The sequence below is a fragment of the Rhodococcus sp. IEGM 1307 genome, from assembly GCF_030056915.1.
Lineage (GTDB): Bacteria > Actinomycetota > Actinomycetes > Mycobacteriales > Mycobacteriaceae > Rhodococcus_F > Rhodococcus_F opacus_D.
The window spans coordinates 1-23,805 of the sequence record NZ_JASHKW010000041.1; the positions used below are offsets into that span (position 1 = coordinate 1).

Here is a 23,805-nt window from a genome sequence, read left to right on the forward strand (position 1 = left end):
CGTCCGGGTCGATATCCGGCAGATAAGACGCAACACCCTCACGGATGACGCGAACGCGGCCGTCGGAACCCGGGGTCGCACTGGGGTTGGAAGGTTGGGCCGCTCCGGCGCCGGGTGTGGCGGAATCCGGTTGAGACGCGGGTCCCTGGATCAGGTCTGACAACGTTGCTCCTCATTGTGGTGGGACGCGCGGTGTGGCGTCCTCTCCATGCGATCGCGGCCTTGTTAGGCCCGACCCATCTCCTTTATGAATATGGCGCGACCCTCATCTTTCACCATCGCGGCCCAGTCGGCACACTGTGCTCGGGTTACTCTTCGGTAGCGTTTGCGCAGTTCCGGGGCCGAATGTTGAACTTATCGATGCCGTCGAAAACATGGGGGAGACGAATGCGCACGTCGACGCGCCGCTGGGGGCCCGCGAGCGCTGCCGTCGCGGCGATCGTCGGTGTGGGCGTCATCGCCGGATGCGGCGGCGAGATCGAGGGGACCGCGCAGCAAAACGATTCTCAGGCCGCCGAGTACGCCGCAGAGGCGACGTCCTCGTCGGTGGCCGCGTCGTCCTCGCAGAAAGCCGCGGCCGAGCGGGAGGCGCTCGTGGAGCAGTGCACGATGTTCGTGAACCGCGCCGGCGACACCATCGACAGCTACAACGCCTTCATCGACGCCGCCAACGCCGACGCCGCGGACACCGGTGCGAAGGCGAGCGCCGCGGCGGCAGCCCTCCGGGCGGCGGCCGACGGGGCCAGTGCCGCCACGCCCGCGCTTCCCGCGGAGCTGACCGGACTGCTCACCGATTACGCGAACAATTATCGGGAACTTGCGATCGCCGTCGACGGCGGGCAACGCGGTGACATTCTGAACACACTCGCCAGCCGTGGAGACGAGCTCAGCGACTCGATTCGGGCAGCCTGCCCCACATCGTGACTCCCGCACCGTAGGCTCGGTCGATGACCACGCATCACTACTTTCTGAGAAAAATTCGCGTGGTCGGCTTGCGCGAAAGCGCTCGAGCATGTTCGCTTTCACCTAATTGATCTTCATCCGGCAGGTGTTCGGGTATCCGAGCACCGTCAACAAAAGGAGGACCCCACCGTGGTCGCCGCGGCGGACGCCCAAAACTACGCTCAGAAACTCGGGATCACTGCCGACATGGCGGTACAGGAACTGGGCTGGGACGAGGACACCGACGACGACCTGCGTGCCGCGGTCGAGGACACCATCGGTGGAGAACTGCTTGACGAGGATTCCGACGAGGTGATCGACGTCGTGCTGCTGTGGTGGCGCGACGAAGACGGAGACCTCGTCGACGCCCTCATGGATGCCATCGGCCCCCTGGCCGACGAGGGATTCGTGTGGGTCCTCACCCCCAAGACCGGTCAGCCCGGTCACGTCGAGCCCAGCGAGATCGCCGAGTCCGCACCTACAGCCGGTCTCACCCAGACGTCGGCGGCAAACCTCGGGGACTGGTCGGGAAGCCGTCTGGTTCAGCCGAAGTCGCGTCCCGCGAACAAGCGCTGAACAGTCTCACCTTTTCGTTCACTCACCGAAGGATCACGTCATGCCGCTCGAGGTGGGCACCACCGCCCCCGATTTCACCCTCAAGGACCAGAACAATCAGGAAGTGACGCTTTCCGATTACCGCGGAAAGAAGAACGTCCTGCTCGTGTTCTACCCCCTCGCGTTCACCGGAACGTGTCAGGGTGAACTCTGCAAGGTTCGCGACGAACTGCCGAAGTTCGAGAACGACGAGACTGCGATTCTCGCGCTCTCCGTCGGTGCGTCGCCGACACACAAGATCTGGTCCGCCGAGCAGGGATACACCTTCCCGCTGCTCGCCGACTTCTGGCCGCACGGTGCGGTCGCGCAGCAGTACGGCGTCTTCAACGAGAAGCTGGGCTTCGCGAACCGCGGCACCTTCGTCATCGACAAGGAAGGCGTCATCCGGTTCGCCGAGATGAACGGGCCCGGAGAGGCCCGTGACCAGGGAGCTTGGGAGAAAGCGCTCGCCACGCTAGAGTCCTGATGCGCATCCGGCGAGGTTCTCGCCGGATGTTCGGGCGTGTAGCTCAGTGGTAGAGCTCTGGTTTTACACACCAGCGGTCGGGGGTTCGAAACCCTCCGCGCCCACCGTCAGGCAAGGCCCCGATCTGCGTTTCCGCGCGGGTCGGGGCTTTCTCCGTGTCGGTGTTGACCGTGGTCCGCGTTCGACTGCCGCTCACCTCGTCTCACTCCTCGGTGAGCTCCATGAGCTGCTCGGCGGCGGTGATGTTGCCGTTGTCGGCGAGGCGGCGGAGTTCGTTCATGTCGCCCAGTTCCGTGGCGAGTTCGATGAGCTGGTCGGCCGCGTCGGAGCTGCCGTTGTCCGCGAGCCGGCGGAGTTCGTCCATGTCACCCCGCTCGCCGGCGAGCTCGATCAGGATGTCGAGCGCGGTCGAATCACCGTTGGCCGCCTGCTCGCGCAGGGCGGACAGTTCGAATTCAGTCATGGTGGACATCCTCTTCTCGATCGAGTTTCCTCGTGTGCCGATCCCGGACCTCGTCGCGATGCGTGTGCCACTCGTCCAGCAGCGCCGGAAGTCGCTCGCTGAGGAAGTCGGCCAGCGCGACCATCTCTTCGAGCGGGGCGCGACGTTCGGGTGGGGCGTCGGCCAGCAACGCCAATCCCTCCCGGAACAGCGCCGCGTGCTCCCGGTGCAGGGCGGAATCGAAGTTCCGCGGTTGCTGACTGGCCGGGTCCAGGCTCACCCGGTCCACCCGCTCGCCGGCCACTCGGGTTCGCCGCGCCATCCGATAGCCCTCGAGCAGCTTGACCGCCCCGGTGATGGCGCTCCGGCTCGCCAGCAACGCCTCGCCCAGTTCGTCGATCGTCTGCTGCGGCGGATCGCAGACGAACAGGTACCCCAGCAGCCGTCCCGCCATCGGCGGGAATCCGTATCGGCGTGCGTAGAAACGGCCGACGTGGTCGGCGAATATCAGCTGTGTGTCGGACGGCACAGTATCGAAAATAGCAGTTCTGACTGACATGACACAGATTTGTGTTATTTCAGTTCCACTGCGGTCCTGTGACAGGTTTCGTGGAGTTAACCTGTTCATCGCCCGCGGCTTCGCCTGCAGTGGCATATTCCTGACATGCCCAGGTACAAGGTGACGCTGCGCAACGGCACGTCGAGCGACAAGACCTTCGAATCAGACTTCCAGGCCGTCAACGAGACGCACCGGCCCACCGAGACCGGGGCGGGCATCGTGAAGATCGACCGCTACGAGGAGAGCGGGGAAGTGACCGGCGTCTGGTCCGCTCCCACCACGAGTCGCACGTCCCGCACGTAGCGCGTCAGGTCGCGTCGCGCGAGGTCGCGGAGCCGCGGCGATCGAGTTCGGCCTCGTACGCTGTGATCCGGCTGGTGACTCCGCGGACCGTTTCGCAACCGTAGTCGTTCGCGATCGACTCGCCGAGCAGTGCTCGGTGCTCATCCAGCTGGGCGAGCAGTTCGTCGTCGCCGAGCTTCGTCAGGTCGCTGCACACCTCTCGATCGTCCCAGGCGCAGTCGGCGAAACCAATGCCTCACATGAATTTCCACCGGACGCGCAGAACCCCGCCGGGCCACGTGGGTGTGTTGAGTCAGCACCGAAGATGTGAGCAGGGCGGGGCCGTGCGCCGCCCCTGAATGGGGGGAACGAGGCGGCATTTACCATGGTAGGCGCAATAAAGGGCGCTTGGCGAGATACTCGGCAGAGTTTCAGGAATCAGGCATGCCGACCGGAACGGGTGCGTCGTTCGCAGCCGCCGACGGATTGGTGAGACGCACACGCTGTTGCGCGGGTATCCGGCGAATCGGCGCGCAATTGTGCCCTCGGCTAGCGCGCGCGAGTGCCCGGACCCACCGTGTCGTAGGCCTCGGCGAGGAGCGCCGCCAGGGTGTCGTCGAGTTGATCGTCGGAGGTGATCGTCAAACGGTGGGTGATCACCGTCTTCGTCGTGGGAAACGCCTCGCGGAGCTGCGGGTGATGGACGCGGCGACGCAGGTCGAGGGCGATCTCGAGCCGCGACGAGTAGATGAACGCGGCAGCGAAGACACGGGCACGAGCCCACGCGATCTCGGTCCGGTGGACCCGTTCGTCCACCTCGCCGCACGCGAGAACGAGGTCACGGAACTGCAGCAGGCGCTCGGTGGCGTCCGGGTTCTTGCCTGCCAGGTACTCGTCGATCGCGGCATTCATGGGACGCTCCTTTACATCGACTGCAACGTTAGTTGATACAAATATCGGCGTGCATCGAACCTCCCGTCCCGCCACCGCGCGTGCTGCAGGCCTGCTCCTCGGCTTCGCCGCCGACCGCGTGTTCGCCGATCCGGCCCGGTGGCATCCCGTGGCCGGATTCGGACGCACCGCAATGGCATTGGAGAAGGCGACGTACCGTGACTCCCGGTCGGCCGGGATCCTGCACGTGGCCGTCCTCGTCGGCGGAGCGGCGGGGCTGGGGGTCGCCGCGACGCGGATCGCGCGGCGCGGGGGATGGCCAGGCGAGGTAGCCGGAACGGCCGTCGCGACATGGGCCGTGCTCGGCGGGACGTCGCTGGGACGGACCGGATCGAGCATGGCCGCACACCTGGAGGCGGACGATCTTGCCGCCGCCCGCGCCCTGCTGCCGTCGCTGTGCGGTCGCGACCCCAGCGTGCTCGGCGTCGACGGGCTCACGCGGGCGACGCTGGAGTCGGTCGCCGAGAACACGTCCGACTCGGCGGTCGGGGCATTCGTGTGGGGCGCCGTGGCCGGAATTCCCGGACTGTTCGTCTACCGGGCGTCCAACACCCTGGACGCGATGGTCGGGTACCGCTCGCCGAAGTACCGCAACTTCGGATGGGCGGCGGCGCGGTGGGACGACGTCCTCAACCTGCTGCCCGCCCGCCTGACGGGTGCGCTGTCGGTCGTAGCCGCGCCGGCGGTCGGCGGGTCGCCGAACGAAGCGTGGGCGGCGTGGCGGCGCGACGCCTCCCAGCACCCCAGCCCCAACGCGGGCGTCGCGGAGGCCAGCGCGGCGGGCGCACTCGGGATCTCGCTGGGCGGGCGCACCGAATACGCGCACGGCGTCGAGATGCGACCCGTCCTCGGCTCCGGGCCGTCGCCCCTGCCTGTCGACCTCGACCGTGCGGTGCGGCTGTCCTCCGCGGTGCAGGGCGGTGCGGCGCTGGTGTCAGCGGCCCTTGCCGTAGCGGTCGGCCAGCTTCGCTTCCGCCGCCGTCCGCGGCGCTGACTCCACCGGCCTGCTTCGGGTGAACGGCTTCTTCCGGGCCACCGGTGCGGGAGCCGCAGCGGAGTCGTCGGAGGTCTTCGCGGACTTCTCCTTGCGGCGCTCGCGCCACTCCGCGCGGATGAAGTAGGCCAGGCCGAGCGGGGCCATGATGCCGAACGCCAGCCACTGCAAGCCGTACGACAGGTACGGGCCGGCGTCGAGTTGGGGGAGCGGGATGGTCCCGAGGCCGCCGGGCTGATCGGGTTCGAGTTGCACGTACGCGTCGACGAGATCGGTGCCGATGAAACCGCCGATCTGGCCCGCGTCGATGTAATACACCTGGCGGAGCCCGTTCTCGTCGATCGGATCCTTGCCTGCGATGGTGCCCTCCGACTTGCGGACGCGACCGTCGAGCGTCACCTGCCCGGCCGGCGGCGGATCCACCGGCGGCGGCTCGGTTCCCTGGAGGGGGCGGACGTAGCCGCGGTTGACCAGGATCGTGCGACCGTCGGTCAGTTGCAGCGGGGTCAGGACCTCGTACGCGGGCTGCGATTCGATAGACCGCAACCGGACCAGCAGGTCACTGTTCTGGACGTAGGACCCGGTCGCGGTGACGCGGCGCCACTCGTCGTCCGGATTCGGGGCCGCGCCGGACAGCAGGGTCTCCAGCGGGACGGGGTCGGCGTCGACCGAGTCGGCGATCAGCTGGTTCCGGTGCTCCGTCGACGTGTTCTTGCCGAGCTGCCACGGCGCGAGCACGTAGAAACACATGAATGCGAATCCGGCGACCACCAAGGCCAACACCAACCAGCCGGGTCGCAACAAAAATCTCAGCCTTCGCACGCCTCCACGGTAGCCGCTCGCAGGTGGGGACCCTGATCGTGGGTTACCGGCTGCGCACCCACTCGAGCAGCCCGGGCACCGCGGCCTCGATCTGCAGACGGACTCGCTCGAAGTCCTCGAGGTCGCCGTAGAACGGGTCGGGGACGGACGACGTGTCCGCATCCGGGTCGAAACTGCGCAGCAACCGGCGGCGCTCGTCGGGCACCCCCATGTGGGCAAGCTCACGGTCGTGGTTGGCCGCCAGTGCGACCACCAGATCGGCGCCGAGATGGAACGGTCCGACCTCCGCGGCCGTGTGGCCCGTCGGGTACCCGTTCAGCTTCAGGGTCTCGTTGGTGCGGATGTCGGCCTCGCGGCCGACGTGCCAGCCGTGGGTCCCGGCGCTGCTCACCATCACCCGGTCGTCGAGGGCTTCCCGGCGGAGGTGTTCGGCGAAGATCTTCTCAGCCATGGGGGAGCGGCAGATGTTGCCGGTGCACACGAACGTCACGTGCAGCGGGGTGTCAGGCTGCGGCATCGAGCAGCTTCCCGAGGTGGGCGACGGTCTCCGCCGTCGTGTGCGCGCGCTCGGCCTCGGCCGGGAAACCGTAACCCCACTCGACGAACACCGCGGGGATACCCCAGTGCGCGGCACCGAGGACGTCGTGGTCACGGTCGCCGACCATCAGGACGTCGGGGGTGGCGCCCTCGGTGGCGGCGACTCCCAGGTTCCGGAGGGAGTGGGCGATCACGTCCGACTTGGCGCGGCGACTGCCGTCGTCGCTGGCGCCGCCGATGAACTCGAAGTAGTGGGCCAGCTCGAAGTGTTCGAGGATGCGGATCGCGAACCGTTCGGACTTCGACGTGGCGACGGCGAGCCGTCGGCCGCTGTCGCGGGCGTCGATCAGCACCTTCTCGATGCCGTCGAAGACGGCATTCTCCGCCCACCCCACGCTGTCGTAGCGCTCGAAGTAGGCCGCGATCGCCTGCTGCACGACGTCTTCGTCCAGACCCATCGACCGGAACGTGTCGATCATCGGCGGGCCGATGACGGCGTCGATCATCTCGTCGGTCGGTTCCGGCTGCCCGATCGTCGCGAGCGCATGACGGAACCCGGCGTGAATGCCGGGCGCGGAGTCGGTGAGCGTGCCGTCGAGATCGAACAGCACGATCGGAGCCGACAGGGCCGAAGGGGCGGAGGACAGGGAGGTGGAGAGAGATGTCACCGGACCATTGTCCCTTAGGCTCGACGGTTGTGGACATTCGTGCCGGTACCCGGGAGGGCCTGCGTCACCACGGAGACGTGGATGCGGGGCCCGGTCTCCTCGATTTCGCAGTGAACGTGCAGGGCGACGGGCCCCCGGAATGGCTGCGACTGCGCCTCGCGGACGCGTTGCCGCGCCTGGGCTCCTATCCCACCGTCGGGGCCGATCGCGTGGCCCGGACCGCCGTCGCCGCCCGGCACGGCCGCTCGCCCGAGGAGGTGCTGCTCCTCTCTGGTGGGGCCGAGGGCTTCTCCCTGCTCCCGCGGCTCGGGGTCCGGGAGGCGGCACTGATCCATCCGTCGTTCACGGAACCGGAGTGGGCGCTGCGGGAAGCGAACGTGCCCGTCACGCAGGTGCTCCTCGACGACCCGTACGTCCTGGATGCCGCCGCGGTCCCCGACTCCGCCGACCTGGTGGTGATCGGCAACCCGACCAACCCCACCTCGGTGCTGCACCCGGCGGAGGAAATCCTGCGGCTGCGCCGGCCCGGCCGGATCGTCGTGGTCGACGAGGCGTTCGCCGACGCGGTGCCGGGCGAGCTCGAGTCGCTCGCCGGTCGTTCGCTGCCCGACGTGCTGGTGCTGCGCAGCCTCACCAAGACGTGGGCACTGGCCGGGCTGCGCTGCGGATACGCGCTCGGCTCCCCGGAGATCCTCGAACGCCTGCAGGTGGGGCGGGCGCACTGGCCACTGGGAAGCCTGCAGGTGGAGGCGATCGCCGCATGCAGCGAACCGGACGCCGTCGCCGCCGCCCGGGAGCACGCCGTCGTGCTGGGTGCGTGGCGGGACGACATGATCCGGCGGCTGAACGAGATCGGCGTCGCGGTGCACCAGCCCGCCGTCGCACCGTTCCTGCTGCTCCGACTGCCGGACGGCGAACTCGTGCGGAAGCAACTACGCGAGCGGGGCATCGCCGTGCGGCGGTGCGACACGTTCCCCGGACTCGGTCCCGACTTCCTCCGGATCGCGGTGCGACCCCGCGAGCAGACCGGTGTCCTGATCGACGCGATGAAGGAGATCCTGTGAACCCGGTGCGTCTCGCCGACGTGATCGCGACCCTGGACGCGGCGTACCCGCCCGCCCTCGCCGAATCGTGGGACTCCGTCGGACTCGTGTGCGGCGACCCCGACGACACGGTGACGACGGTGACGATCGCGGTCGATCCGACCGCCGCCGTCGTCGACGAGGCGATCGACGCCGGCGCCGACCTTCTCCTCGTCCACCACCCGCTGCTGCTGCGCGGCGTCGACACCGTCGGCGCCCACACCCCGAAGGGCGCACTCGTCCACAAGCTGATCAGGGCCGGATGCGCCCTGTTTACCGCGCACACCAACGCCGACTCCGCGGACCCCGGCGTCTCCGACGCCCTGGCCGCGGCGCTCGGACTCACCGTCACCGGACCGATCGACCCGCACCCCACCGAAAACCTGGACAAGTGGGTGGTCTTGGTCCCGGCCGGCGACGCCGATACGGTGCGGCGCGCCCTGTTCGACGCGGGCGCCGGGCACATCGGCAACTACCGCGACTGCAGCTGGTCCGTCACCGGGCAGGGCCAGTTCCTCCCGACCGACGGTGCGAACCCCACCCTCGGCGCGGTCGGTGCGCTCGAACGTGTCGAGGAGAGCCGGGTGGAGGTGATCGCACCGCGCGGCATCCGGCAGAAGGTGCTCGCCGCGATGCGCGCCGCCCACCCGTACGAGGAGGTCGCGTTCGATGTGTTCGAGATGGCGACGTTCCCCGGACCCCGCGGACTCGGGCGGGTCGGGGAGCTCCCCGAGCCGCTGTCGCTGCGCGACTTCACCGACCGGGTGGCGGACGCGCTGCCCGCCACGACGTGGGGTGTACGGGCCGCGGGCGACCCCGAAGCCACGATCCGCACCGTCGCGGTGTGCGGCGGCTCCGGCGACTCGTACCTGGACGCCGTCTCCCGACTCGGCGTGGACGCCTACGTCACCGCCGATCTGCGACACCACCCGGCGGACGAGCACCTGCGCGCCGGAGGTCCGGCCCTGATCGACGTCGCGCACTGGGCGAGCGAGCAGCCGTGGTGTGACCAGGCCAAGGGCGTCCTCGACACCGCGTTCGGCCGCACACCGGAATGGCAGGTTCGGGTGTCGGCCGTACGGACCGATCCGTGGTCGGTCAGCGCGTCGCCGTCGTAGCGCCGTCCGGCCGAAACCCGTGATCCGCCGGGGTACGGTTGACACCCAGCAATCTGCACACCAGAACCCTTCACAGAAGACAGCAGGAGTTACCACGCGTGAACGTCGAACCACAGGTGCAGTCCAAGCTTCTCGACCTCGCCGGCGTCGATGCGGAGCTGTCGAGGATCGCCCACCGACGCACCGCGCTTCCGGAGCGCCAGGAAGTCGAGCGGCTCGAGGCGGAGCGCGTCACCCGTAAGGACGCGGCAGTGGCCGTCGAAATCGTCCTCGACGATCTCGACCGCGACATCCGCAAGCTCGAAGGTGAGGTCGACGCCGTCCGTCAGCGCGAGGACCGCGACCGCGCGCTGCTCCAGAGCGGAACGGTCGGATCGAAGCAGCTCACCGAACTCGAACACGAACTCGGCAGCCTCGTCCGCCGTCAGGGACTGCTCGAGGACGAATTGCTCGAGGTGATGGAACGGCGCGAGGCGTCGCAGTCCGACCACGACCACGCCGGTGCGCAGTTGTCGCAGATCGAGGAAGACCTCATCGACGCCGGCCGCCGCCGGGACGACGCCGTCGCGGATCTGGACGCCGCCGAGCAGCGCTGCATCCGCGACCGCACGGCGCTGGCCGACCAGTTTCCCGCCGACCTGATCGCCGTCTACGAGAAGCAGCGCAGCCAGAACGGTGTCGGAGCGGCACTGCTGCAGGCGCGGCGCTGCGGAGCGTGCCGCATCGAACTCGACCGCGGCGAGATCTCCCGCATCACCGCCTCGGCGCCCGACGTCGTCGTGCGCTGCTCCGAATGCGGCGCGATCCTGGTGCGCACCAAGGAGTCGGGTCTGTGAGTGCCGGTCGGGTCGTCGTCGAGGCAGACGGTGGTTCGCGCGGCAATCCCGGGCCGGCCGGCTACGGCGCCGTGGTGTTCGACGCCGCCAACGGCACCGTTCTCGCGGAACGCAAGGAAAGCCTCGGGATCGCCACCAACAACGTCGCCGAGTACCGGGGCCTGATCGCCGGTCTCGACGCCGCCGCCGAACTCGGCGCATCCGAGGTGGACGTGCGGATGGACTCCAAACTGGTGGTCGAGCAGATGTCCGGGCGCTGGAAGGTCAAGCACCCGGACATGATTCCGCTGCAGCGCCAGGCGTCCACACTCGCCCGGAAATTCGATTCTGTGACGTACACCTGGATTCCGCGGGCGGAGAACGCGCACGCCGACCGCCTCGCCAACGAAGCCATGGACGCCGCCGCCGGCAATGCCGACGGACCGGAACCGGCTGCCGTCCCGTCGGAGAAGACCACCCCCGCGGCACCGGGCTGGATGGACACGACGGGCGCCCCGACCCGGATGCTGCTGCTCCGGCACGGGCAGACCGCGCTGTCCGTCGACCGGCGGTACTCGGGTCGCGGGAACCCGGCCCTCACCAAGGTCGGTCAGGCCCAGGCGAACGGCGCGGCCGCCCGCTTCGCGGGCAACAACGGAATCGCGGCCGTGGTGTCGTCCCCGCTGGGGCGCGCGCAGCAGACCGCGACGGCGGCGGCGAAGGTGCTCGGACTCCCGGTCACCGTGCACGAGGGCCTCACCGAAACCGACTTCGGCGAGTGGGAGGGCCTCACGTTCCGGGAAGCTGCCGAGCGCGACCCCGAACTGCACCGCAAGTGGTTGTCGGACACGTCGGTGTGCCCGCCCGCGGGGGAGAGCTTCGACGAGGTGCGGGAGCGCATCCTGAAGGTCCGCGACGACCTCACCGCCTCCTACGCCGGCTCCACGATCCTCGTGGTCACCCACGTGACCCCCATCAAGACCCTGTTGCAGTTGGCGCTCGACGCGGGACCCTCGCTGCTGTACCGGCTGCATCTGGATCTGGCGTCGCTGAGCATCGCCGAGTTCTATCCCGACGGCGGCTCGTCCGTCCGCCTGGTCAACGACACCTCCCACCTGTGAGTACTTGTTAACCGCCCGCGGTTAACAAGTACTCACAGGCCCAGAGGGCAACGACCGCGGCGAGCAGGGTCAACGGCGTGGTCACCAGCGCGAGAACCGTGAACGTCCGGAGATCCGCGGGAGATCCGGCTCGCGCGACCACGCGCCGCCACAGCATGATCGCGAGCGACCCCACGTAGGTGAGGTTGGGGCCGAGGTTCACACCGAGCAGCATCGCCAGCACGAGTCCCGTCGGAGGGTGCGGTCCGAGCGCTGCCAGCAGGAGCAGAGTGGCGGGCAGATTGTTCACCAGGTTCGCCGCGACCGCGGCGACGACGGCCATCGTGAGCAGCGCCGTGAACGACGTGTCGGTCGGCAGCCGCCCGGCGATCCATTCGCCGATCGGACCGTTCGCCACCCCGGCCACGACGACGCCGAGGATCAGGACGAACGCGCAGAACCACACATCGATCGAATACACGATCCGTCTCACGCTGGTCCGGCCGTCGCGCAGGGCGACGACGCCCAGCACGATCGCCCCCGCCGCGGCCACCCACGCCGGTGCGACCCCGACGAAGCCGGACACCGCGAACCCCAGGAGTGTGGCCGCGATGATCGACAGTGCGGCGACCGGCGCCTGCGGATCACGTTTCGGCTCCGGCTCGGCTTCGGGCCGGACGAGGTGACGCCGGAAGAACACGCGGAACAGGATCAGTTCGACGACGATCGCCACCGCCCACGGCAGGGCCATCACGGCCGTGAAATGCAGGAAGGTCAACCCGGTCGCCGAGAACGCGATGAGGTTCGTCAGGTTGGACACGGGCAGCAGGGTCGACGCGGTGTTCGACAGGTGAGCCGTGGCGTACGAGTGGGGGCGCGGATCCATTCGCAGGGAGCGGGCCGTGGCGATCACCGCCGGTGTCAGCAGGACCACCGTGGCATCGAGACTCAGCACCGCGGTGGTCAACGCCGCCGCTCCGAACACGAGTGTCAGCAACCTCTTCGGATCCCCCCGCGCCCCGCGCCGCAACCGGCCCGCGATCCAGGTGAACACCCCCATGGCGTCCGCGAGGTGCGCAAGCACGAGGATCGCCGCCAGGAACCCGACGGTCGGGGCCATCTCCGACACTTCGTCCCAGGCCTCCGACGGCGTCACCAGGCCGGTGGCCAGGACGACGACCGCAGCCGGTGCGGCCGCGACGATCTCGGGCAGCCTGCGTGGGCGTACGACGGCGAAGACGAGGACTCCGGCGACGAGCGCCACCGCCAGAACTGTCACCGAGGGGTCACTTCAGGAGCTTGTGGAGGGTGCGCAGATTCCGGGTCGTGGTGAACGCCTTGAGCTTGGGAGCGCCCGTGCTCTTGCCGAACCTGCTCTTGAGCGTCATGCCCCGTTCGACTTCCCAGTACAGGACGCCGTCGCCGGCCTGCACCCGTTCGACCTCCGGATCCAGCTCGTCCTGGATGCTCAGAAGTGTGTCCAGGACCTCGCGTTCGGGCGTCACCAGCACGTACGGGTGCCATCCTTCTCGCTCGGGGTCGAACGGGTAGTCGTCGACGATCTTCCGGACCGTGTCGAGGTCGAGGACGAAAACCCAGGCTTCGTAGTGGAATTCGGCACGCAGCCCGGCTTCGATCTCACTCTTCAGTGCGGGGACGTCGTCACGGTCGGAGTCGAAGAGCACGTTGCCCGACGCGAGAACGGTCTTCACGTTCTCGAATCCCAGATCGACGAAGGTGCTGCGGAGGTCGGCCATCTTGATGTTGATGCCGCCCACATTGATACCGCGCAGGAGGGCGGCGTATCGGGTCATGAACAGACCATAGTGCGGCGGCATGACACGTTCGCACGGACTGTAGGCTGATCGGGCGGACGAGTTGGCCGGGCGACCGCGGCACAGGGAACCAGCACGTCAGTGCACAGGCCCTGAGTCGAGGAAAGTCCGGACTCCACAGAGCAGGGCGGTTGTTAACGGCAACCCGAGGTGACTCGCGGGACAGTGCCACAGAAAACAGACCGCCGACGCCACATCCTCCGGGGTGCGGCGTCGGTCAGGGTGAAACGGTGCGGTAAGAGCGCACCAGCACCCCGGGTGACCGGGGTGGCTAGGTAAACCCCGCCCGGAGCAAGGTTGAAGGCCGCACCGTTTCCTCCGGGATCCCGGTGCGGCTGCGCAGGTGTTCGAGGGCTGCTCGCCCGAGCCTGCGGGTGAACCGCTCGAGGTACCCGGCGACGGTGTGCCCAGATGGATGGTCGCCACCCGGCGCTTCGGCGCTCGGGGACAGGATCCGGCTTACACGCCAACTCGTCCGCTTCACTCGTGCGCCGGTCGGCGAGGTCGGGAACCCGACTGGCGAGTAACAAACAGACCGGTTAGCATCTTTCCCGCATCGGCCCGACCGACCCGAATCGGGGTCGATGTCGGGGCCCGTCGCCCACGACCGTGGGCGATGGGGCCCCACTATCGGGGGCAATAGATGTTACTCGTGATAGCGGTAACATCTGTCCATGGACTTGCCCCACGACATCGCCGGCTCCGGCCCCACCCTGGTACTCGTGCACGGGGTGGTGCATCGCCGGCAGGCCTGGAACGCCCTCCTGGACCAGTTGACGCCCTACCGCCGGGTGGTCACCGTCGACCTTCCGGGGCACGGAGAATCGGCCGCACTCGAAGACGGCCCGGACATGATGGATCAACTCCTCGAGGAACTGAGCGGGTTCGTCCGCTCGGTGACGCCGGCCGGGGAACGCCCGCACGTCGCGGGGAACTCGCTCGGAGGCTGGCTGTCCCTCGCTCTCGCGGCCCGGGGAGAGGTCGCCTCGGCCACGGCCCTCTCACCGGCCGGCTTCTTCGTCAACCACGCCGACCAGGCACGCACCATCTACACGTTCCGTGCCCTGCGCGGACTCGCCCGGGCGATGGGTCCGAACGCTCCGAAGGCTCTGCGATACAAGGCCGTCCGCTATCCCTCGCTCGCCGCCTTCTTTGCCCGGCCCAGCCGGGTACCGTACGAGGACGCCGTGATCGACACGCACTCGCTCACCACGAACGCACTGGTCGACAAGGGGATGACAGCCAAGTTCGATCTCCCGCCGGTCGTCGACGCGACGGTTCCCGTCACCGTGGCATGGGGGCGGCGCGACCTGATTCTGCCGGTGTATCAGGCACGACGCGTGCGCCGATTCTTCCCGCAGGCGCGGATACTGGTCCTGCCCGGCATCGGGCACGTCCCGATGACCGACGACCCGAATCTGATCGGCACGATTCTGCTCGGCGGCAGTTCGGCGAATGCCGGCGACTCCCGGAACTGACCTCGGCCCTACCGCGCCTCGTCGACGACGACGGCGCCGAAACCGAACAGGACCGTTCCGGTGATCCGATCCAGGACCCGTCGCACCGACGGCTTCTCCAGCGTGGTGCGCGCCCGGGTCAGCAGGAGGCTGTACGCGCCGAGCCAGGCGATCCCGAGGAGCCCGTGAACCAGCACGAGCAACGCCAGGGTCGGGGCGGTCGGCCACCCGGGCGGAACGAGTTGCGGGAGCAGGCCGGTGTAGAACACCGCGATCTTGGGGTTCAGGAGGTTCGTCAGGAACCCGGCCCGCCAATTCGATCCCGGCGACGGAACGGGTGCCGGTTCGGCCGCGGCGGTGCGTTGTCGCGACCGGCTGCGCCACAGGGTGGAGAGTCCCAGATACACCAGGTACATCCCGCCGACGATCTTCACGACGGTGTACGCCTCCGCGGAGGCGGCGAGCACCGCTCCGAGCCCGACGACGGTCAGCGCGCCCCACACCATCAATCCGGCGACCACACCGAATGTCGCCCGCAGCGCGGCGCCCCGTCCACCGGACAGTCCGGCGCGCGTCACCACCGCCATGTCCGGGCCGGGAATGACGGTCAGGAGCCCGAGCACTGCGAACGCGGTCACCACGACACCGATCATGGGGTCAGTATGTCGGGCGCGCTCAGCGCAGTGAAATCCACACCTGCGACTTGCCGAGCACCGCGTGTCCGTCGAACGTCACCGTCAGGTCGATCCGCGCGGTGCCCGCGGCCTCGTCGACCTGAGCGGCCTTCGCGACGACCTCGACGACCGCACCCTCGTCCGGGGCGACGATCACCGGCTTGGTGAAGCGGGCGCGGTATCCGGTGATGCGTGCCGGGTCGCCGAGCCAGTCGACGACGCACTGCGTCGCCAGTCCCAGCGTCAGCATGCCGTGCGCCAGCACACCCGGCAGTCCCACGGCGTCCGCGACGTCGTCCCGGTAGTGAATGGAGTTGAAGTCACCGGACGCCCCGGCATAGCGGACCAGGGATTCGCGGGTCACGTGGTATCGGGATTTGGCGACGGTGTCGCCGAGCATGATTCGCCCCGGGGACGTCATTCCTCCCCCCTGACGAACAGGGTCGACGTCATGGTGCTCACGTGATCGCCTGTGGCGTCGAGGATCTCGATGTCGGCGACGAGCAGCGTGTGCGGACCGCGCGACGTCACGTTCGTGACGGTGAGTACCGCGGAGAGTTCGTCGCCCGCGATGACCGGGCGGACGGACGTGGCGTGTTCGGTGCTGTGCACCAGGTTGACCGGCTCGATTCCCGACGTCGGATCCGCGACGAGTTGCGCCAGTGCACGTTCCTGCACGATGACGGGAAAAGTGGGCGGGGCAACGAGATCGGTGTGACCGGCGGCGCGGGCACTGTCGACGTCGAACGACGTCGGGTTGGTGGCGAAGACGGCGCGGGCGAATTCCCTGATCTTCTCGCGGCCGACGAGGTAGGGCTCGGTCGGTGGGTAGACACGACCCTCGATCGCTGGATTCACTGCCATCAGGTCAGCCTAGAGACGTGCAGTCCCCTGGGCAGGGCGAAGCGTTCGGAGAAACGTCACGAATGTGTCGCGGGCGTGCCTGCCCCTTCACGGCGAAGCCCCCGCCGGACATGTCCGGCGGGGGCTTCGAGGAATCGACTGATCGATAGCCGTCAGACGGGATCGACCATCAGCAGTTGGGCCCAATAGGTGGCGCCTTCGGCACCGAGGTAGGGAAGTAGCTGATCAAAAATGATCGTTGACATGCTCGCTCCATTCTCTGTTCGGGCACTGCGCCGGGAAGGCGAGCCATCGGCACCGCACTGACCGGCGCCGGGGACCGTATCACCGGACAGGTCTCCGAGGGTAACAGTCTGAGCGTGATCCACAACCCCACACGTCCCACCGGTGCCACACTGAGGGAATGACTGACGAAGATCATCTCTGGTACTACAACGTCGACGACGGCACGGTCACGCAGGGGAAGGCGGCATCGTCGATGTCCCGGATGGGGCCGTACCCCGATCGCGCGTCCGCCGAGAAGGCGCTGCAGATCGCCGCCGAGCGGAACAAGGCGGCGGACAGGGCAGACGAGGAGTGGAACAACTAGCGTTGCGGAAAGGGTGTGCGTGAGGTGCCGATGAGTCGTTTCCTTGCGCGCGGAATCGATTTCGGCACCGTGCGCACCGAATTCCACCTGCCGGAGGGGTATCCGCCCGCGGCGGTCGCGCAGGCGCGGGCGGCGTCCGACCGGTACGCGTCCGAGCGGGAGGACCGCACCGATCTCGCGTTCGTCACCATCGATCCGCCCGATTCCCTGGATCTCGATCAGGCGCTGCATCTGGAGCGGACACCCGACGGATTCGTCCTGCACTACGCGATCGCGGACGTCGGCGCCGTCGTGGAGCCCGGTGGGGTGCTCGACGTGGAGACCCGCAAACGCGGGCAGACGTTCTACCTTCCCGACGGCAAGGTTCCGTTGCACCCGCAGGAACTCTCCGAAGGATCCGCGAGTCTCCTCCCGGACGAGGATCGCCCGGCGGTGGTGTGGCGGATCGAACTGGACGAATCGGCCGAACCGGTGTCCTGCACGGTGTCCCGTGCCACGGTCCGTTCCGTGGCGCGGCTGGACTACGCCGGTGTGCAGGCCGATGCGGAGGCGGGGCGACTGCATCCGTCGATCGCGTCGCTGCCGGAGTTCGGCCGGCTCCGCACCGCGGCGGCGGTGGCGCGCGGCGCGATCGAACTCCGTCTCCCCGAGCAGGAAGTGGTGCCGGACGGGGACGGCTGGCGCGTCGACCTCGCGCCTCGCACCGAGGCGGACGACTGGAACGCCGAGGTTTCGCTCCTCACCGGAATGTGCGCCGCGGCCATGATGCTCGACGCGAAGGTCGGGTTGCTCCGCACACTGCCGCCCGCCGGGCCGGACGCGGTCGAGGCGCTGCGACGCACGGCGTCGGCGTTGGGGATCGACTGGCCGGAGAGCGTCGGTGTCGGGGAAATCCTGGCGCGGCTCGACCCGAATTCGGCGTCGACGCTGGTGCTGATGACCGAGGCGCCGTCACTGCTGCGGGGGGCCGACTACGCGGCGTTCGACGGCGCCCTGCCCGAATTGACCACGCACGCTGCCATCGGTGCCCCGTACGCCCACGTGACCGCGCCGCTGCGCCGGCTCTCGGACCGGTACTCGACGGAGGTGTGCCTCGCCGTCACCGCCGGAACGCCGGTGCCGTCCTGGGCGCGGGAAGCGCTGGGCTCGATGCCCGAGATCATGGTCGGTTCGGATTCCCTCGCGAGCAAGATCGACCGTGCCTGCATCGACCTCACCGAAGCGACCGTGCTCGCCGACCGGGTGGGGGAGACGTTCGACGCGACCGTGCTGCGGTCACGGAACGGCAAGCGCACCGCGGACGTGTTCGTCCCGTCCGTGTCCGTGATGGCGAAATGCGTGGGCGACCCGGCCGAGGGCGAACAGGTGAAGATCAGGCTCGTGTCCGCCGACGTCGCGAAGCGGACCGTCGAGTTCGGTTACCCCGCATAGCGGGTCAGTCGCGGAACCGGTCCGTTGCCTCGACGAGGTGATGCACGATGCCCGGTTCCATCGCGGAGTGTCCCGCGTCGTCGACGATCTCGAGCCGCGAATCCGGCCAGGCCCGGTGCAGCGCCAACGCACTGGTCGCGGGGCACACCACGTCGTAGCGGCCCTGCACGATCACGCCCGGAATGCCGTCCAGTGCGGCGGCGTCCCGGAGAAGCTGACCCTCGTCCAGGAACCCGCGGTTGTGGAAGTAGTGGTTCTCGATGCGGGCGAAGGCCAGCGCGAACCTCGGCTGGGACGTCTCCACCACCCGTTCCGGTTTGGGGAGCAGTGAACTCGTCGCACCCTCCCACGTGGACCACGCGACCGCGGCCCGCGTCGCGACGTCGGGATCGTCGGAGTGCAGGAGCCGGTGGTAGGCCTCGACGAGGTCGCCACCCCGCTCCGATTCCGGCACCGGCGCCAGGAACTCCTCCCACAGTTCGGGGAACAGGTGTCCGGCGCCGCCGTTGTAGTACCAGTCGATCTCGCTGCGGCGCAGCAGGAAGATCCCCCGCAGCACCAGCTCGGTGACCCGGTCGGGATGCTTCTGGGCGTAGGCGAGAGCCAGTGTGGAGCCCCACGACCCGCCGAAGACCTGCCACCGGTCGATGCCGAGATGGGTGCGCAGCAACTCCACATCGCCGAGGAGACGGTCGGTGGTGTTGACCGACAGATCCGCCCCATCGGCGACGTGGGGTGTGGAACGACCGCATCCGCGCTGGTCGAGCAGTACGATCCGGTACACCTGCGGGTCGAAGAACTGTCGTTGCGCAGGATCGGTGCCGCCCCCGGGCCCGCCGTGGAGGAACACCACCGGCTTCCCGTCGGGGTTGCCGCTCTGCTCCCAGTACATCTGCTGTCCGTCGCCGACGTCCAGATGCCCGAACTGGTACGGCTCGAGCGGCGGGTACAAGGTGCGCAGCTGGGTCACGTCGGCCTCAGAACCCGATCAGGCCGGACGCCAGATCGGGGATCTCCAGCGCGGTTACCGCCTCCTGCCGGATGCCGGGGCAGGCCGCCGTCGTGATCACGTCGATCCGGCCCCGGTCCTGCAGGAAATCGAGCGCGTCGAGGTTGTTCTGCGCGATCCAGGTGCCGACGAGACCGTTCAACCCGGTCTTGCCGATGGTCGGGGTGTAGGTGCGCCAGCTCTGCAACTGACCTTCGAGGTCGGTGCACAGCTGGGCGGCCTGCGCCTCGGTGACGCCACCTGGCACGAGGGCGGTGCCGGGAACCACCGTGGTGGCCGGTGCCGGGGGTGCGGTGCTTCCGGGGGCGGGTGCGGGGCCGGGGCCGGCGCACCCCGTGACGACCGCCGCGGCCGCCACCGTCCCGGCCGCCATCACGGCCAGGCGGTGACGCCGTCCGGTGCCGTGCACGTGTCGCTGTCCCATGAACATCCCCTCGAGTGTGTGCCGGCCCGGTGAGTCGAGGACGACCTAGAAGCTGTGCTCTTCCGCCGGGAACGTTCCGGCGCGTACCTCGGTCGCGTATGCGGCGGCCGCGTCACGCAACTCGTCACCGACGTTACCGAAGCGCTTGACGAACTTCGCCGTCTTGCCGCTGGTGTAGCCGGCCATGTCCTGCCACACGAGGACCTGGGCGTCACACTCGACGCCCGCTCCGATGCCCACGGTGGGGATGGTGAGCTTGCGGGTGACCTGGCCTGCGATCTCGGCGGGCACCATCTCCATGACGACGGAGAACGCGCCGGCCTCCTGCACGGCGATCGCGTCGGCGACCAACTGCTCGGCGGCGTCACCGCGGCCCTGCACGCGGAAACCGCCGAGCGAGTTCACGCTCTGCGGGGTGAACCCGACGTGGGCCATGACGGGGATGCCTGCCGCGGTGATGGCGGCGATCTGCGGCGCGACGCGCTCGCCGCCCTCGAGCTTGACCGCGTGCGCCAGCCCCTCCTTCATGAACCGGGTCGCGGACGCGAGGGCCTGCTCCGGGGAGCTTTCGTAGCTGCCGAACGGGAGATCCGCCACCACGAGAGCGTGCGGCGCACCGCGGACGACGCCGCGAACGAGGGGGAGGAGTTCGTCGATCGTGACCGGGACGGTGGTCTCGTATCCGTAGACGACGTTGGCGGCCGAATCGCCGACGAGGAGAACGGGAATCCCGGCTTCCTCGAAGATGCGGGCGCTGGAGTAGTCGTAGGCGGTGAGCATCGCCCAGCGTTCACCCTCGGCCTTCATGGCCTGCAGGTGGTGGGTTCGGGTCTTGCGCTTGGGAACGTCGTGCGATGGTGCTGATCCGTAGAGCCGATCTTCTGACGTGCTCGCGGACGACTTGCTATCGGACATCGTTGTCCCTTTCTGGCCTCGAGGCCCTTGACGGGTCCCCGGGTGCGGGTGATGACGCCTACAGTCTGCCACCGGCCCGCGGGGGAGCGAAGGGCTCGCGCGGGTGCGATAGGTCACACCCCCTGACTGTCCTCTGACCTGCGGGAAGGACAGCCGGCGCGGAACCCCTGGCACGATCGTCCTATGTCGAAGAGTGCTCGGGTACCGGCCGCGTTCGCGGGGTGCATCGCCGTCGTCCTTGTCGTCGCAGGCTGTGCGGGAGGCGGACGGGACGCCGGTGAGGCCGTCGCCGAACCGTCGGCGGCCGCGGCGGCTCCGGCCGGACCGATCCCGGCCGGGCTCGAGGAGTTCTACACGCAGCAGCTGCAGTGGGGTTCGTGCGAGGGGTACAGCACGGACGGGTCTCCACTCGGCGACACTCTCGACTGCGCGAAGGTGACCGTGCCGAACGACTACGCGAACCCCGGGGGCGCCACCGCTCAGATCGCCGTCTCCCGGTCGAAGGCGACCGGCGACAAGGTCGGATCGCTGCTCGTGAACCCCGGTGGCCCGGGGGCGTCGGGGATCGGGCTGGCGTCCGTGGCCGACGGCACCGAGATCGCGGAGCGGTTCGACGTCATCGGTTTCGATCCGCGCGGCGTCGGCGCGTCCACCCCGGAGGTGACCTGCCTGACTCCGCCGGAGGTGGACGCGAGACGCAAGGACGACGACGTCGACATGAGTCCCGCCGGAATCGCACAGACGGAGGCCGAGAACCGCGAGTACGCGGACAAGTGCGCGGAGCGGACCGGTGTCGACGTCCTCGCGCACGTCGGCACGTACGACGTGGTGCGGGACATGGACGTCATCCGGGCGGTGCTCGGTGACGAGAAGCTCAACTACCTCGGTTACTCGTACGGCACCCGGCTCGGCTCGACCTACGCGGAGACGTTCCCGGGCAACGTGCGCGCGATGGTCCTCGACGGTGCCCTCGATCCCGAGCAGGACCCGACGGAGGAAGTGATCCTGCAGGCGGCCGGATTCCAGTCCGCGTTCGACGCGTTCGCCGCGGACTGCATGCAGCAGCCGGACTGCCCGCTGGGCACCGACCCGGCGCAGGCGAACGCGAGGTTCCGGGCGCTCGTCGACCCGCTGATCGACAAGCCGGCCGCGACCACCGACCCGCGCGGACTCAGCTACACCGATGCGATCACCGGCGTCCAGCAGGCCCTGTACTCGCCGAATCTGTGGGGCCCGCTCCGCGGCGGTCTGGAGAGCTTGCAGACGGGGACCGGTGATTCGCTGCTGATGCTGGCCGATCTGTACGAGGGACGCGCCGACGACGGCACGTACTCGAATCTCAACGACGCCTTCAACTCGATCCGCTGCATGGACGATCCGCCGGTCACCGACCGCGCGGTCGTCGGGGAGGCGGATGTGCGGTACCGCCGGGCGGCGCCCTTCCTCGACGACGGCCGGGGCACCGGCAGTGCGCCGCTGGACGTCTGCGCGTTCTGGCCCACGCCGAACACGGGCGCGCCGCACACGGTGTCGGCGCCCGGGATCCCGCCGGTCGTCGTCGTGTCGACGACCGAGGATCCGGCGACGCCGTACCAGGCGGGCGTGGATCTGGCGAAGCAGATGAACGGCTCGCTCGTCACGTACCGGGGCACTCAGCACACCGTCGTTCTCGACGGCGAGGCGTGCGTCGACGACGCCGTTTCGGACTATCTGGTCGACCTCGCGGCGCCGGCTGCGGACCTGACGTGCTGACCCACGCCTGTGACGGGATCGACCGAGGTGCCCGCACGCTGGCACGATGCGGATTCCGGCAGAGTCGAATCAACGAAGTAACACAGATTTAACGAACTTTGCTTACTCTCGCGGACATGGATCGCCAAAAGGAATTCGTGCTTCGCACCCTCGAAGAGCGCGACATTCGGTTCGTCCGATTGTGGTTCACGGACGTTCTCGGATACCTGAAATCGGTGGCGATCGCCCCCGCGGAACTGGAAGGTGCCTTCGAGGAGGGCATCGGCTTCGACGGATCCGCGATCGAAGGCTTCTCCCGGGTGTCCGAGGCGGACACGGTCGCAAAGCCGGACGCGTCCACGTTCCAGGTGCTGCCGTGGAGTTCGAGCAAGGGGCATCAGCACTCCGCCCGCATGTTCTGCGACATCGCCATGCCCGACGGTTCGCCCTCCTGGGCGGATTCGCGGCACGTGCTGCGCCGTCAACTGAACAAGGCGAGCGATCTGGGCTTCAGCTGCTACGTGCACCCCGAGATCGAGTTCTTCCTCCTCGAGAACGGGCCGATCGACGGCACGCCGCCGAAGCCCGCCGACTCCGGCGGCTACTTCGACCAGGCAGTCCACGACTCCGCTCCCAACTTCCGCCGGCACGCCATCGACGCACTCGAGTCGATGGGCATCTCCGTCGAGTTCAGCCACCACGAAGCGGCCCCCGGCCAGCAGGAGATCGACCTGCGGTACGCGGACGCCCTCTCGATGGCCGACAACGTGATGACGTTCCGCTACGTCGTCAAGGAGGTCGCGATCGCCGAGGGCGTGCGCGCCACGTTCATGCCGAAGCCGTTCAGCGATCAGGCCGGCTCGGCGATGCACACCCACATGAGCCTGTTCGAGGGCGACACCAACGCCTTCCACAACCCGGACGATCCGATGCAGCTGTCGGAGACCGGTAAGGCGTTCATCGCCGGCATCCTCGAGCACGCCAACGAGATCAGCGCCGTCACCAACCAGTGGGTGAACTCCTACAAGCGGCTGATCCACGGTGGCGAGGCCCCGACCGCCGCGTCCTGGGGTCCCTCCAACCGGTCGGCGCTGGTCCGCGTCCCGATGTACACGCCGAACAAGGCGTCGTCGCGTCGCGTCGAGATCCGCAGCCCAGATTCGGCCTGCAACCCGTACCTGACGTTCGCGGTGCTCCTCGCCGCGGGTCTGCGCGGAATCGAGAAGGGCTACGAACTTCCGCCGGAGGCCGAGGACGACGTGTGGGCGTTGACGTCGGCCGAGCGCCGCGCCATGGGCTACCGGGAACTGCCCGGCAACCTCGACGGCGCGCTGCGCGAGATGGAGAAGTCGGAGTTGGTGGCCGAAGCACTCGGCGAGCACGTGTTCGACTTCTTCCTGCGCAACAAGCGTCGCGAGTGGGAGGAGTACCGGAGCCACGTGACGCCGTTCGAACTCAAGACGTATCTGGGGTTGTGAGCAAG

Annotated in this window: 29 protein-coding genes, 1 tRNA gene and 1 other RNA gene; 16 read left to right on the forward strand and 15 right to left on the reverse strand. The window is 68.5% G+C overall.

Features of this window, described 5'->3' with window-relative positions; translation table 11 throughout:
* Positions 1-387: 387 nt before the first annotated feature.
* The 4 genes from QM841_RS41580 (at position 388) to QM841_RS41595 (ending at position 2,127) form a co-directional block, all read left to right on the forward strand.
* Positions 388-924, forward strand: a complete 537-nt coding sequence (locus tag QM841_RS41580) for an Rv2240c family protein (RefSeq protein WP_280784849.1) — start codon at positions 388-390, stop codon at positions 922-924.
* 168 nt (positions 925-1,092) lie between these two features.
* Entirely contained in the window at positions 1,093-1,518 is a 426-nt protein-coding gene (locus QM841_RS41585; protein ID WP_005247829.1) for a DUF3052 domain-containing protein, read from the forward strand.
* A gap of 40 nt (positions 1,519-1,558) precedes the next feature.
* Positions 1,559-2,023: a peroxiredoxin gene (locus QM841_RS41590; protein WP_005247827.1), complete on the forward strand. Its 465-nt coding sequence runs from the start codon at positions 1,559-1,561 to the stop codon at positions 2,021-2,023.
* Positions 2,024-2,055: 32 nt separating this feature from the next.
* Positions 2,056-2,127, forward strand: a tRNA-Val gene (locus QM841_RS41595).
* Between the two features lie 98 nt (positions 2,128-2,225).
* Here the strand turns inward: QM841_RS41595 and QM841_RS41600 are convergent.
* Entirely contained in the window at positions 2,226-2,486 is a 261-nt protein-coding gene (locus QM841_RS41600) for a hypothetical protein (RefSeq protein ID WP_105422782.1), read from the reverse strand.
* The gene (locus QM841_RS41605) at positions 2,479-2,994 is read right to left on the reverse strand and encodes a GbsR/MarR family transcriptional regulator (protein ID WP_283336585.1); all 516 of its coding nucleotides are present in this window, start codon (positions 2,992-2,994) and stop codon (positions 2,479-2,481) included. The genes QM841_RS41600 and QM841_RS41605 overlap by 8 nt, the downstream gene beginning before the upstream one ends.
* Positions 2,995-3,129: 135 nt before the next feature.
* Here QM841_RS41605 and QM841_RS41610 point away from each other — a divergent pair, with 135 nt between their 5' ends.
* Complete coding sequence (locus QM841_RS41610) at positions 3,130-3,327, forward strand: hypothetical protein (protein WP_105422786.1); 198 nt, start codon at positions 3,130-3,132, stop codon at positions 3,325-3,327.
* 4 nt (positions 3,328-3,331) lie between these two features.
* Here the strand turns inward: QM841_RS41610 and QM841_RS41615 are convergent, their stop codons facing one another.
* A complete protein-coding gene (locus QM841_RS41615; protein WP_280784846.1) occupies positions 3,332-3,523 on the reverse strand; it encodes a hypothetical protein in 192 nt (63 codons plus the stop codon).
* 332 nt (positions 3,524-3,855) lie between these two features.
* Positions 3,856-4,218: a DUF5655 domain-containing protein gene (locus QM841_RS41620; RefSeq protein WP_280784845.1), complete on the reverse strand. Its 363-nt coding sequence runs from the start codon at positions 4,216-4,218 to the stop codon at positions 3,856-3,858.
* A gap of 49 nt (positions 4,219-4,267) precedes the next feature.
* Here QM841_RS41620 and QM841_RS41625 point away from each other — a divergent pair, with 49 nt between their 5' ends.
* Entirely contained in the window at positions 4,268-5,251 is a 984-nt protein-coding gene (locus QM841_RS41625; RefSeq protein ID WP_283336586.1) for a cobalamin biosynthesis protein, read from the forward strand.
* Here QM841_RS41625 and QM841_RS41630 read toward each other — a convergent pair.
* The 3 genes from QM841_RS41630 to QM841_RS41640 are packed head-to-tail and all read right to left on the reverse strand — an operon-like array spanning position 5,192 to position 7,278.
* Positions 5,192-6,073: an SURF1 family cytochrome oxidase biogenesis protein gene (locus tag QM841_RS41630; RefSeq protein WP_283336587.1), complete on the reverse strand. Its 882-nt coding sequence runs from the start codon at positions 6,071-6,073 to the stop codon at positions 5,192-5,194. The genes QM841_RS41625 and QM841_RS41630 overlap by 60 nt on opposite strands.
* A gap of 43 nt (positions 6,074-6,116) precedes the next feature.
* Positions 6,117-6,590: a low molecular weight protein-tyrosine-phosphatase gene (locus QM841_RS41635; RefSeq protein ID WP_283336588.1), complete on the reverse strand. Its 474-nt coding sequence runs from the start codon at positions 6,588-6,590 to the stop codon at positions 6,117-6,119.
* Positions 6,577-7,278, reverse strand: a complete 702-nt coding sequence (locus tag QM841_RS41640) for an HAD-IA family hydrolase (RefSeq protein WP_283336590.1) — start codon at positions 7,276-7,278, stop codon at positions 6,577-6,579. Before QM841_RS41640 ends, QM841_RS41635 begins: the two co-directional genes overlap by 14 nt.
* Before the next feature lie 29 nt (positions 7,279-7,307).
* On the opposite strand from QM841_RS41640, the gene cobC reads away from it, so the two are divergent.
* The 4 genes from cobC to QM841_RS41660 all read left to right on the forward strand — a co-directional run bounded on the left by cobC (position 7,308) and on the right by QM841_RS41660 (position 11,414).
* Positions 7,308-8,342 (forward strand): Rv2231c family histidinol phosphate aminotransferase CobC, encoded by a 1,035-nt coding sequence (gene cobC / locus QM841_RS41645; protein WP_502943332.1) that lies wholly within the window; start codon positions 7,308-7,310, stop codon positions 8,340-8,342.
* On the forward strand, positions 8,339-9,478 hold the full coding sequence (locus QM841_RS41650) for a Nif3-like dinuclear metal center hexameric protein (RefSeq protein ID WP_283336592.1): 1,140 nt from the start codon (positions 8,339-8,341) through the stop codon (positions 9,476-9,478). Before cobC ends, QM841_RS41650 begins: the two co-directional genes overlap by 4 nt.
* Positions 9,479-9,576: 98 nt before the next feature.
* Positions 9,577-10,314, forward strand: a complete 738-nt coding sequence (locus tag QM841_RS41655) for a zinc ribbon domain-containing protein (RefSeq protein ID WP_280784839.1) — start codon at positions 9,577-9,579, stop codon at positions 10,312-10,314.
* On the forward strand, positions 10,311-11,414 hold the full coding sequence (locus QM841_RS41660) for a bifunctional RNase H/acid phosphatase (RefSeq protein ID WP_283336593.1): 1,104 nt from the start codon (positions 10,311-10,313) through the stop codon (positions 11,412-11,414). The genes QM841_RS41655 and QM841_RS41660 overlap by 4 nt, the downstream gene beginning before the upstream one ends.
* 7 nt (positions 11,415-11,421) lie before the next feature.
* Here QM841_RS41660 and QM841_RS41665 read toward each other — a convergent pair whose 3' ends face one another.
* Entirely contained in the window at positions 11,422-12,672 is a 1,251-nt protein-coding gene (locus QM841_RS41665) for an SLC13 family permease (RefSeq protein ID WP_283336594.1), read from the reverse strand.
* A gap of 7 nt (positions 12,673-12,679) precedes the next feature.
* Positions 12,680-13,207, reverse strand: coding sequence for a DUF1697 domain-containing protein (locus QM841_RS41670; RefSeq protein ID WP_283336595.1), 528 nt, complete (start codon positions 13,205-13,207; stop codon positions 12,680-12,682).
* Positions 13,208-13,267: 60 nt separating this feature from the next.
* Between QM841_RS41670 and rnpB the strand changes: the two genes are divergently transcribed.
* Positions 13,268-13,706: RNase P RNA component class A (rnpB, locus tag QM841_RS41675), an RNA gene on the forward strand.
* 196 nt (positions 13,707-13,902) lie between these two features.
* Complete coding sequence (locus QM841_RS41680; RefSeq protein ID WP_280784835.1) at positions 13,903-14,706, forward strand: alpha/beta fold hydrolase; 804 nt, start codon at positions 13,903-13,905, stop codon at positions 14,704-14,706.
* An 8-nt stretch (positions 14,707-14,714) separates the two neighbouring features.
* Here the strand turns inward: QM841_RS41680 and QM841_RS41685 are convergent, their stop codons facing one another.
* The 3 genes from QM841_RS41685 to QM841_RS41695 are packed head-to-tail and all read right to left on the reverse strand — an operon-like array spanning position 14,715 to position 16,223.
* A complete protein-coding gene (locus QM841_RS41685) occupies positions 14,715-15,338 on the reverse strand; it encodes a LysE family translocator (RefSeq protein ID WP_283336596.1) in 624 nt (207 codons plus the stop codon).
* Between the two features lie 22 nt (positions 15,339-15,360).
* Positions 15,361-15,780: a MaoC/PaaZ C-terminal domain-containing protein gene (locus QM841_RS41690; RefSeq protein ID WP_280784833.1), complete on the reverse strand. Its 420-nt coding sequence runs from the start codon at positions 15,778-15,780 to the stop codon at positions 15,361-15,363.
* Positions 15,777-16,223: an FAS1-like dehydratase domain-containing protein gene (locus tag QM841_RS41695; RefSeq protein WP_280784832.1), complete on the reverse strand. Its 447-nt coding sequence runs from the start codon at positions 16,221-16,223 to the stop codon at positions 15,777-15,779. The genes QM841_RS41690 and QM841_RS41695 overlap by 4 nt, the downstream gene beginning before the upstream one ends.
* A gap of 403 nt (positions 16,224-16,626) precedes the next feature.
* Here QM841_RS41695 and QM841_RS41700 point away from each other — a divergent pair, with 403 nt between their 5' ends.
* Together QM841_RS41700 and QM841_RS41705 are read left to right on the forward strand one after the other, a co-directional pair.
* Positions 16,627-16,812, forward strand: coding sequence for a hypothetical protein (locus QM841_RS41700; protein ID WP_009473817.1), 186 nt, complete (start codon positions 16,627-16,629; stop codon positions 16,810-16,812).
* Between the two features lie 30 nt (positions 16,813-16,842).
* Positions 16,843-18,243: an RNB domain-containing ribonuclease gene (locus QM841_RS41705; protein ID WP_283336597.1), complete on the forward strand. Its 1,401-nt coding sequence runs from the start codon at positions 16,843-16,845 to the stop codon at positions 18,241-18,243.
* Positions 18,244-18,247: 4 nt separating this feature from the next.
* Here the strand turns inward: QM841_RS41705 and pip are convergent, their stop codons facing one another.
* The 3 genes from pip to panB are packed head-to-tail and all read right to left on the reverse strand — an operon-like array spanning position 18,248 to position 20,591.
* Complete coding sequence (gene pip / locus QM841_RS41710) at positions 18,248-19,213, reverse strand: prolyl aminopeptidase (RefSeq protein ID WP_283336598.1); 966 nt, start codon at positions 19,211-19,213, stop codon at positions 18,248-18,250.
* 7 nt (positions 19,214-19,220) lie between these two features.
* The gene (locus QM841_RS41715) at positions 19,221-19,682 is read right to left on the reverse strand and encodes a hypothetical protein (RefSeq protein WP_283336599.1); all 462 of its coding nucleotides are present in this window, start codon (positions 19,680-19,682) and stop codon (positions 19,221-19,223) included.
* A 39-nt stretch (positions 19,683-19,721) separates the two neighbouring features.
* Positions 19,722-20,591 (reverse strand): 3-methyl-2-oxobutanoate hydroxymethyltransferase, encoded by an 870-nt coding sequence (gene panB, locus QM841_RS41720; RefSeq protein WP_105422819.1) that lies wholly within the window; start codon positions 20,589-20,591, stop codon positions 19,722-19,724.
* A gap of 183 nt (positions 20,592-20,774) precedes the next feature.
* Here panB and QM841_RS41725 point away from each other — a divergent pair, with 183 nt between their 5' ends.
* Both QM841_RS41725 and glnA read left to right on the forward strand, forming a co-directional pair.
* Positions 20,775-22,343 carry an alpha/beta hydrolase gene (locus QM841_RS41725; RefSeq protein WP_283336600.1) on the forward strand — a complete coding sequence of 523 codons (1,569 nt, stop codon included), beginning with the start codon at positions 20,775-20,777 and terminating at the stop codon, positions 22,341-22,343.
* A 116-nt stretch (positions 22,344-22,459) separates the two neighbouring features.
* A complete protein-coding gene (gene glnA / locus QM841_RS41730) occupies positions 22,460-23,800 on the forward strand; it encodes a type I glutamate--ammonia ligase (protein ID WP_005247775.1) in 1,341 nt (446 codons plus the stop codon).
* Positions 23,801-23,805: the final 5 nt, after the last annotated feature.

What these genes read in the sequence shown, in the direction of transcription:
- QM841_RS41580 (WP_280784849.1), top strand. Translation starts at nt 388, where the DNA reads ATGCGCACGTCGACGCGCCGCTGGGGGCCCGCGAGCGCTGCCGTCGCG.
- QM841_RS41590 (WP_005247827.1), top strand. Translation starts at nt 1,559, where the DNA reads ATGCCGCTCGAGGTGGGCACCACCGCCCCCGATTTCACCCTCAAGGAC.
- QM841_RS41600 (WP_105422782.1), bottom strand. Translation starts at nt 2,486, where the DNA reads ATGACTGAATTCGAACTGTCCGCCCTGCGCGAGCAGGCGGCCAACGGT.
- QM841_RS41610 (WP_105422786.1), top strand. Translation starts at nt 3,130, where the DNA reads ATGCCCAGGTACAAGGTGACGCTGCGCAACGGCACGTCGAGCGACAAG.
- QM841_RS41620 (WP_280784845.1), bottom strand. Translation starts at nt 4,218, where the DNA reads ATGAATGCCGCGATCGACGAGTACCTGGCAGGCAAGAACCCGGACGCC.
- QM841_RS41635 (WP_283336588.1), bottom strand. Translation starts at nt 6,590, where the DNA reads ATGCCGCAGCCTGACACCCCGCTGCACGTGACGTTCGTGTGCACCGGC.
- QM841_RS41670 (WP_283336595.1), bottom strand. Translation starts at nt 13,207, where the DNA reads ATGACCCGATACGCCGCCCTCCTGCGCGGTATCAATGTGGGCGGCATC.
- QM841_RS41680 (WP_280784835.1), top strand. Translation starts at nt 13,903, where the DNA reads ATGGACTTGCCCCACGACATCGCCGGCTCCGGCCCCACCCTGGTACTC.
- QM841_RS41685 (WP_283336596.1), bottom strand. Translation starts at nt 15,338, where the DNA reads ATGATCGGTGTCGTGGTGACCGCGTTCGCAGTGCTCGGGCTCCTGACC.
- QM841_RS41690 (WP_280784833.1), bottom strand. Translation starts at nt 15,780, where the DNA reads ATGACGTCCCCGGGGCGAATCATGCTCGGCGACACCGTCGCCAAATCC.
- QM841_RS41695 (WP_280784832.1), bottom strand. Translation starts at nt 16,223, where the DNA reads ATGGCAGTGAATCCAGCGATCGAGGGTCGTGTCTACCCACCGACCGAG.
- QM841_RS41700 (WP_009473817.1), top strand. Translation starts at nt 16,627, where the DNA reads ATGACTGACGAAGATCATCTCTGGTACTACAACGTCGACGACGGCACG.
- QM841_RS41705 (WP_283336597.1), top strand. Translation starts at nt 16,843, where the DNA reads ATGAGTCGTTTCCTTGCGCGCGGAATCGATTTCGGCACCGTGCGCACC.
- QM841_RS41715 (WP_283336599.1), bottom strand. Translation starts at nt 19,682, where the DNA reads ATGTTCATGGGACAGCGACACGTGCACGGCACCGGACGGCGTCACCGC.
- panB (WP_105422819.1), bottom strand. Translation starts at nt 20,591, where the DNA reads ATGTCCGATAGCAAGTCGTCCGCGAGCACGTCAGAAGATCGGCTCTAC.
- QM841_RS41725 (WP_283336600.1), top strand. Translation starts at nt 20,775, where the DNA reads ATGTCGAAGAGTGCTCGGGTACCGGCCGCGTTCGCGGGGTGCATCGCC.
- glnA (WP_005247775.1), top strand. Translation starts at nt 22,460, where the DNA reads ATGGATCGCCAAAAGGAATTCGTGCTTCGCACCCTCGAAGAGCGCGAC.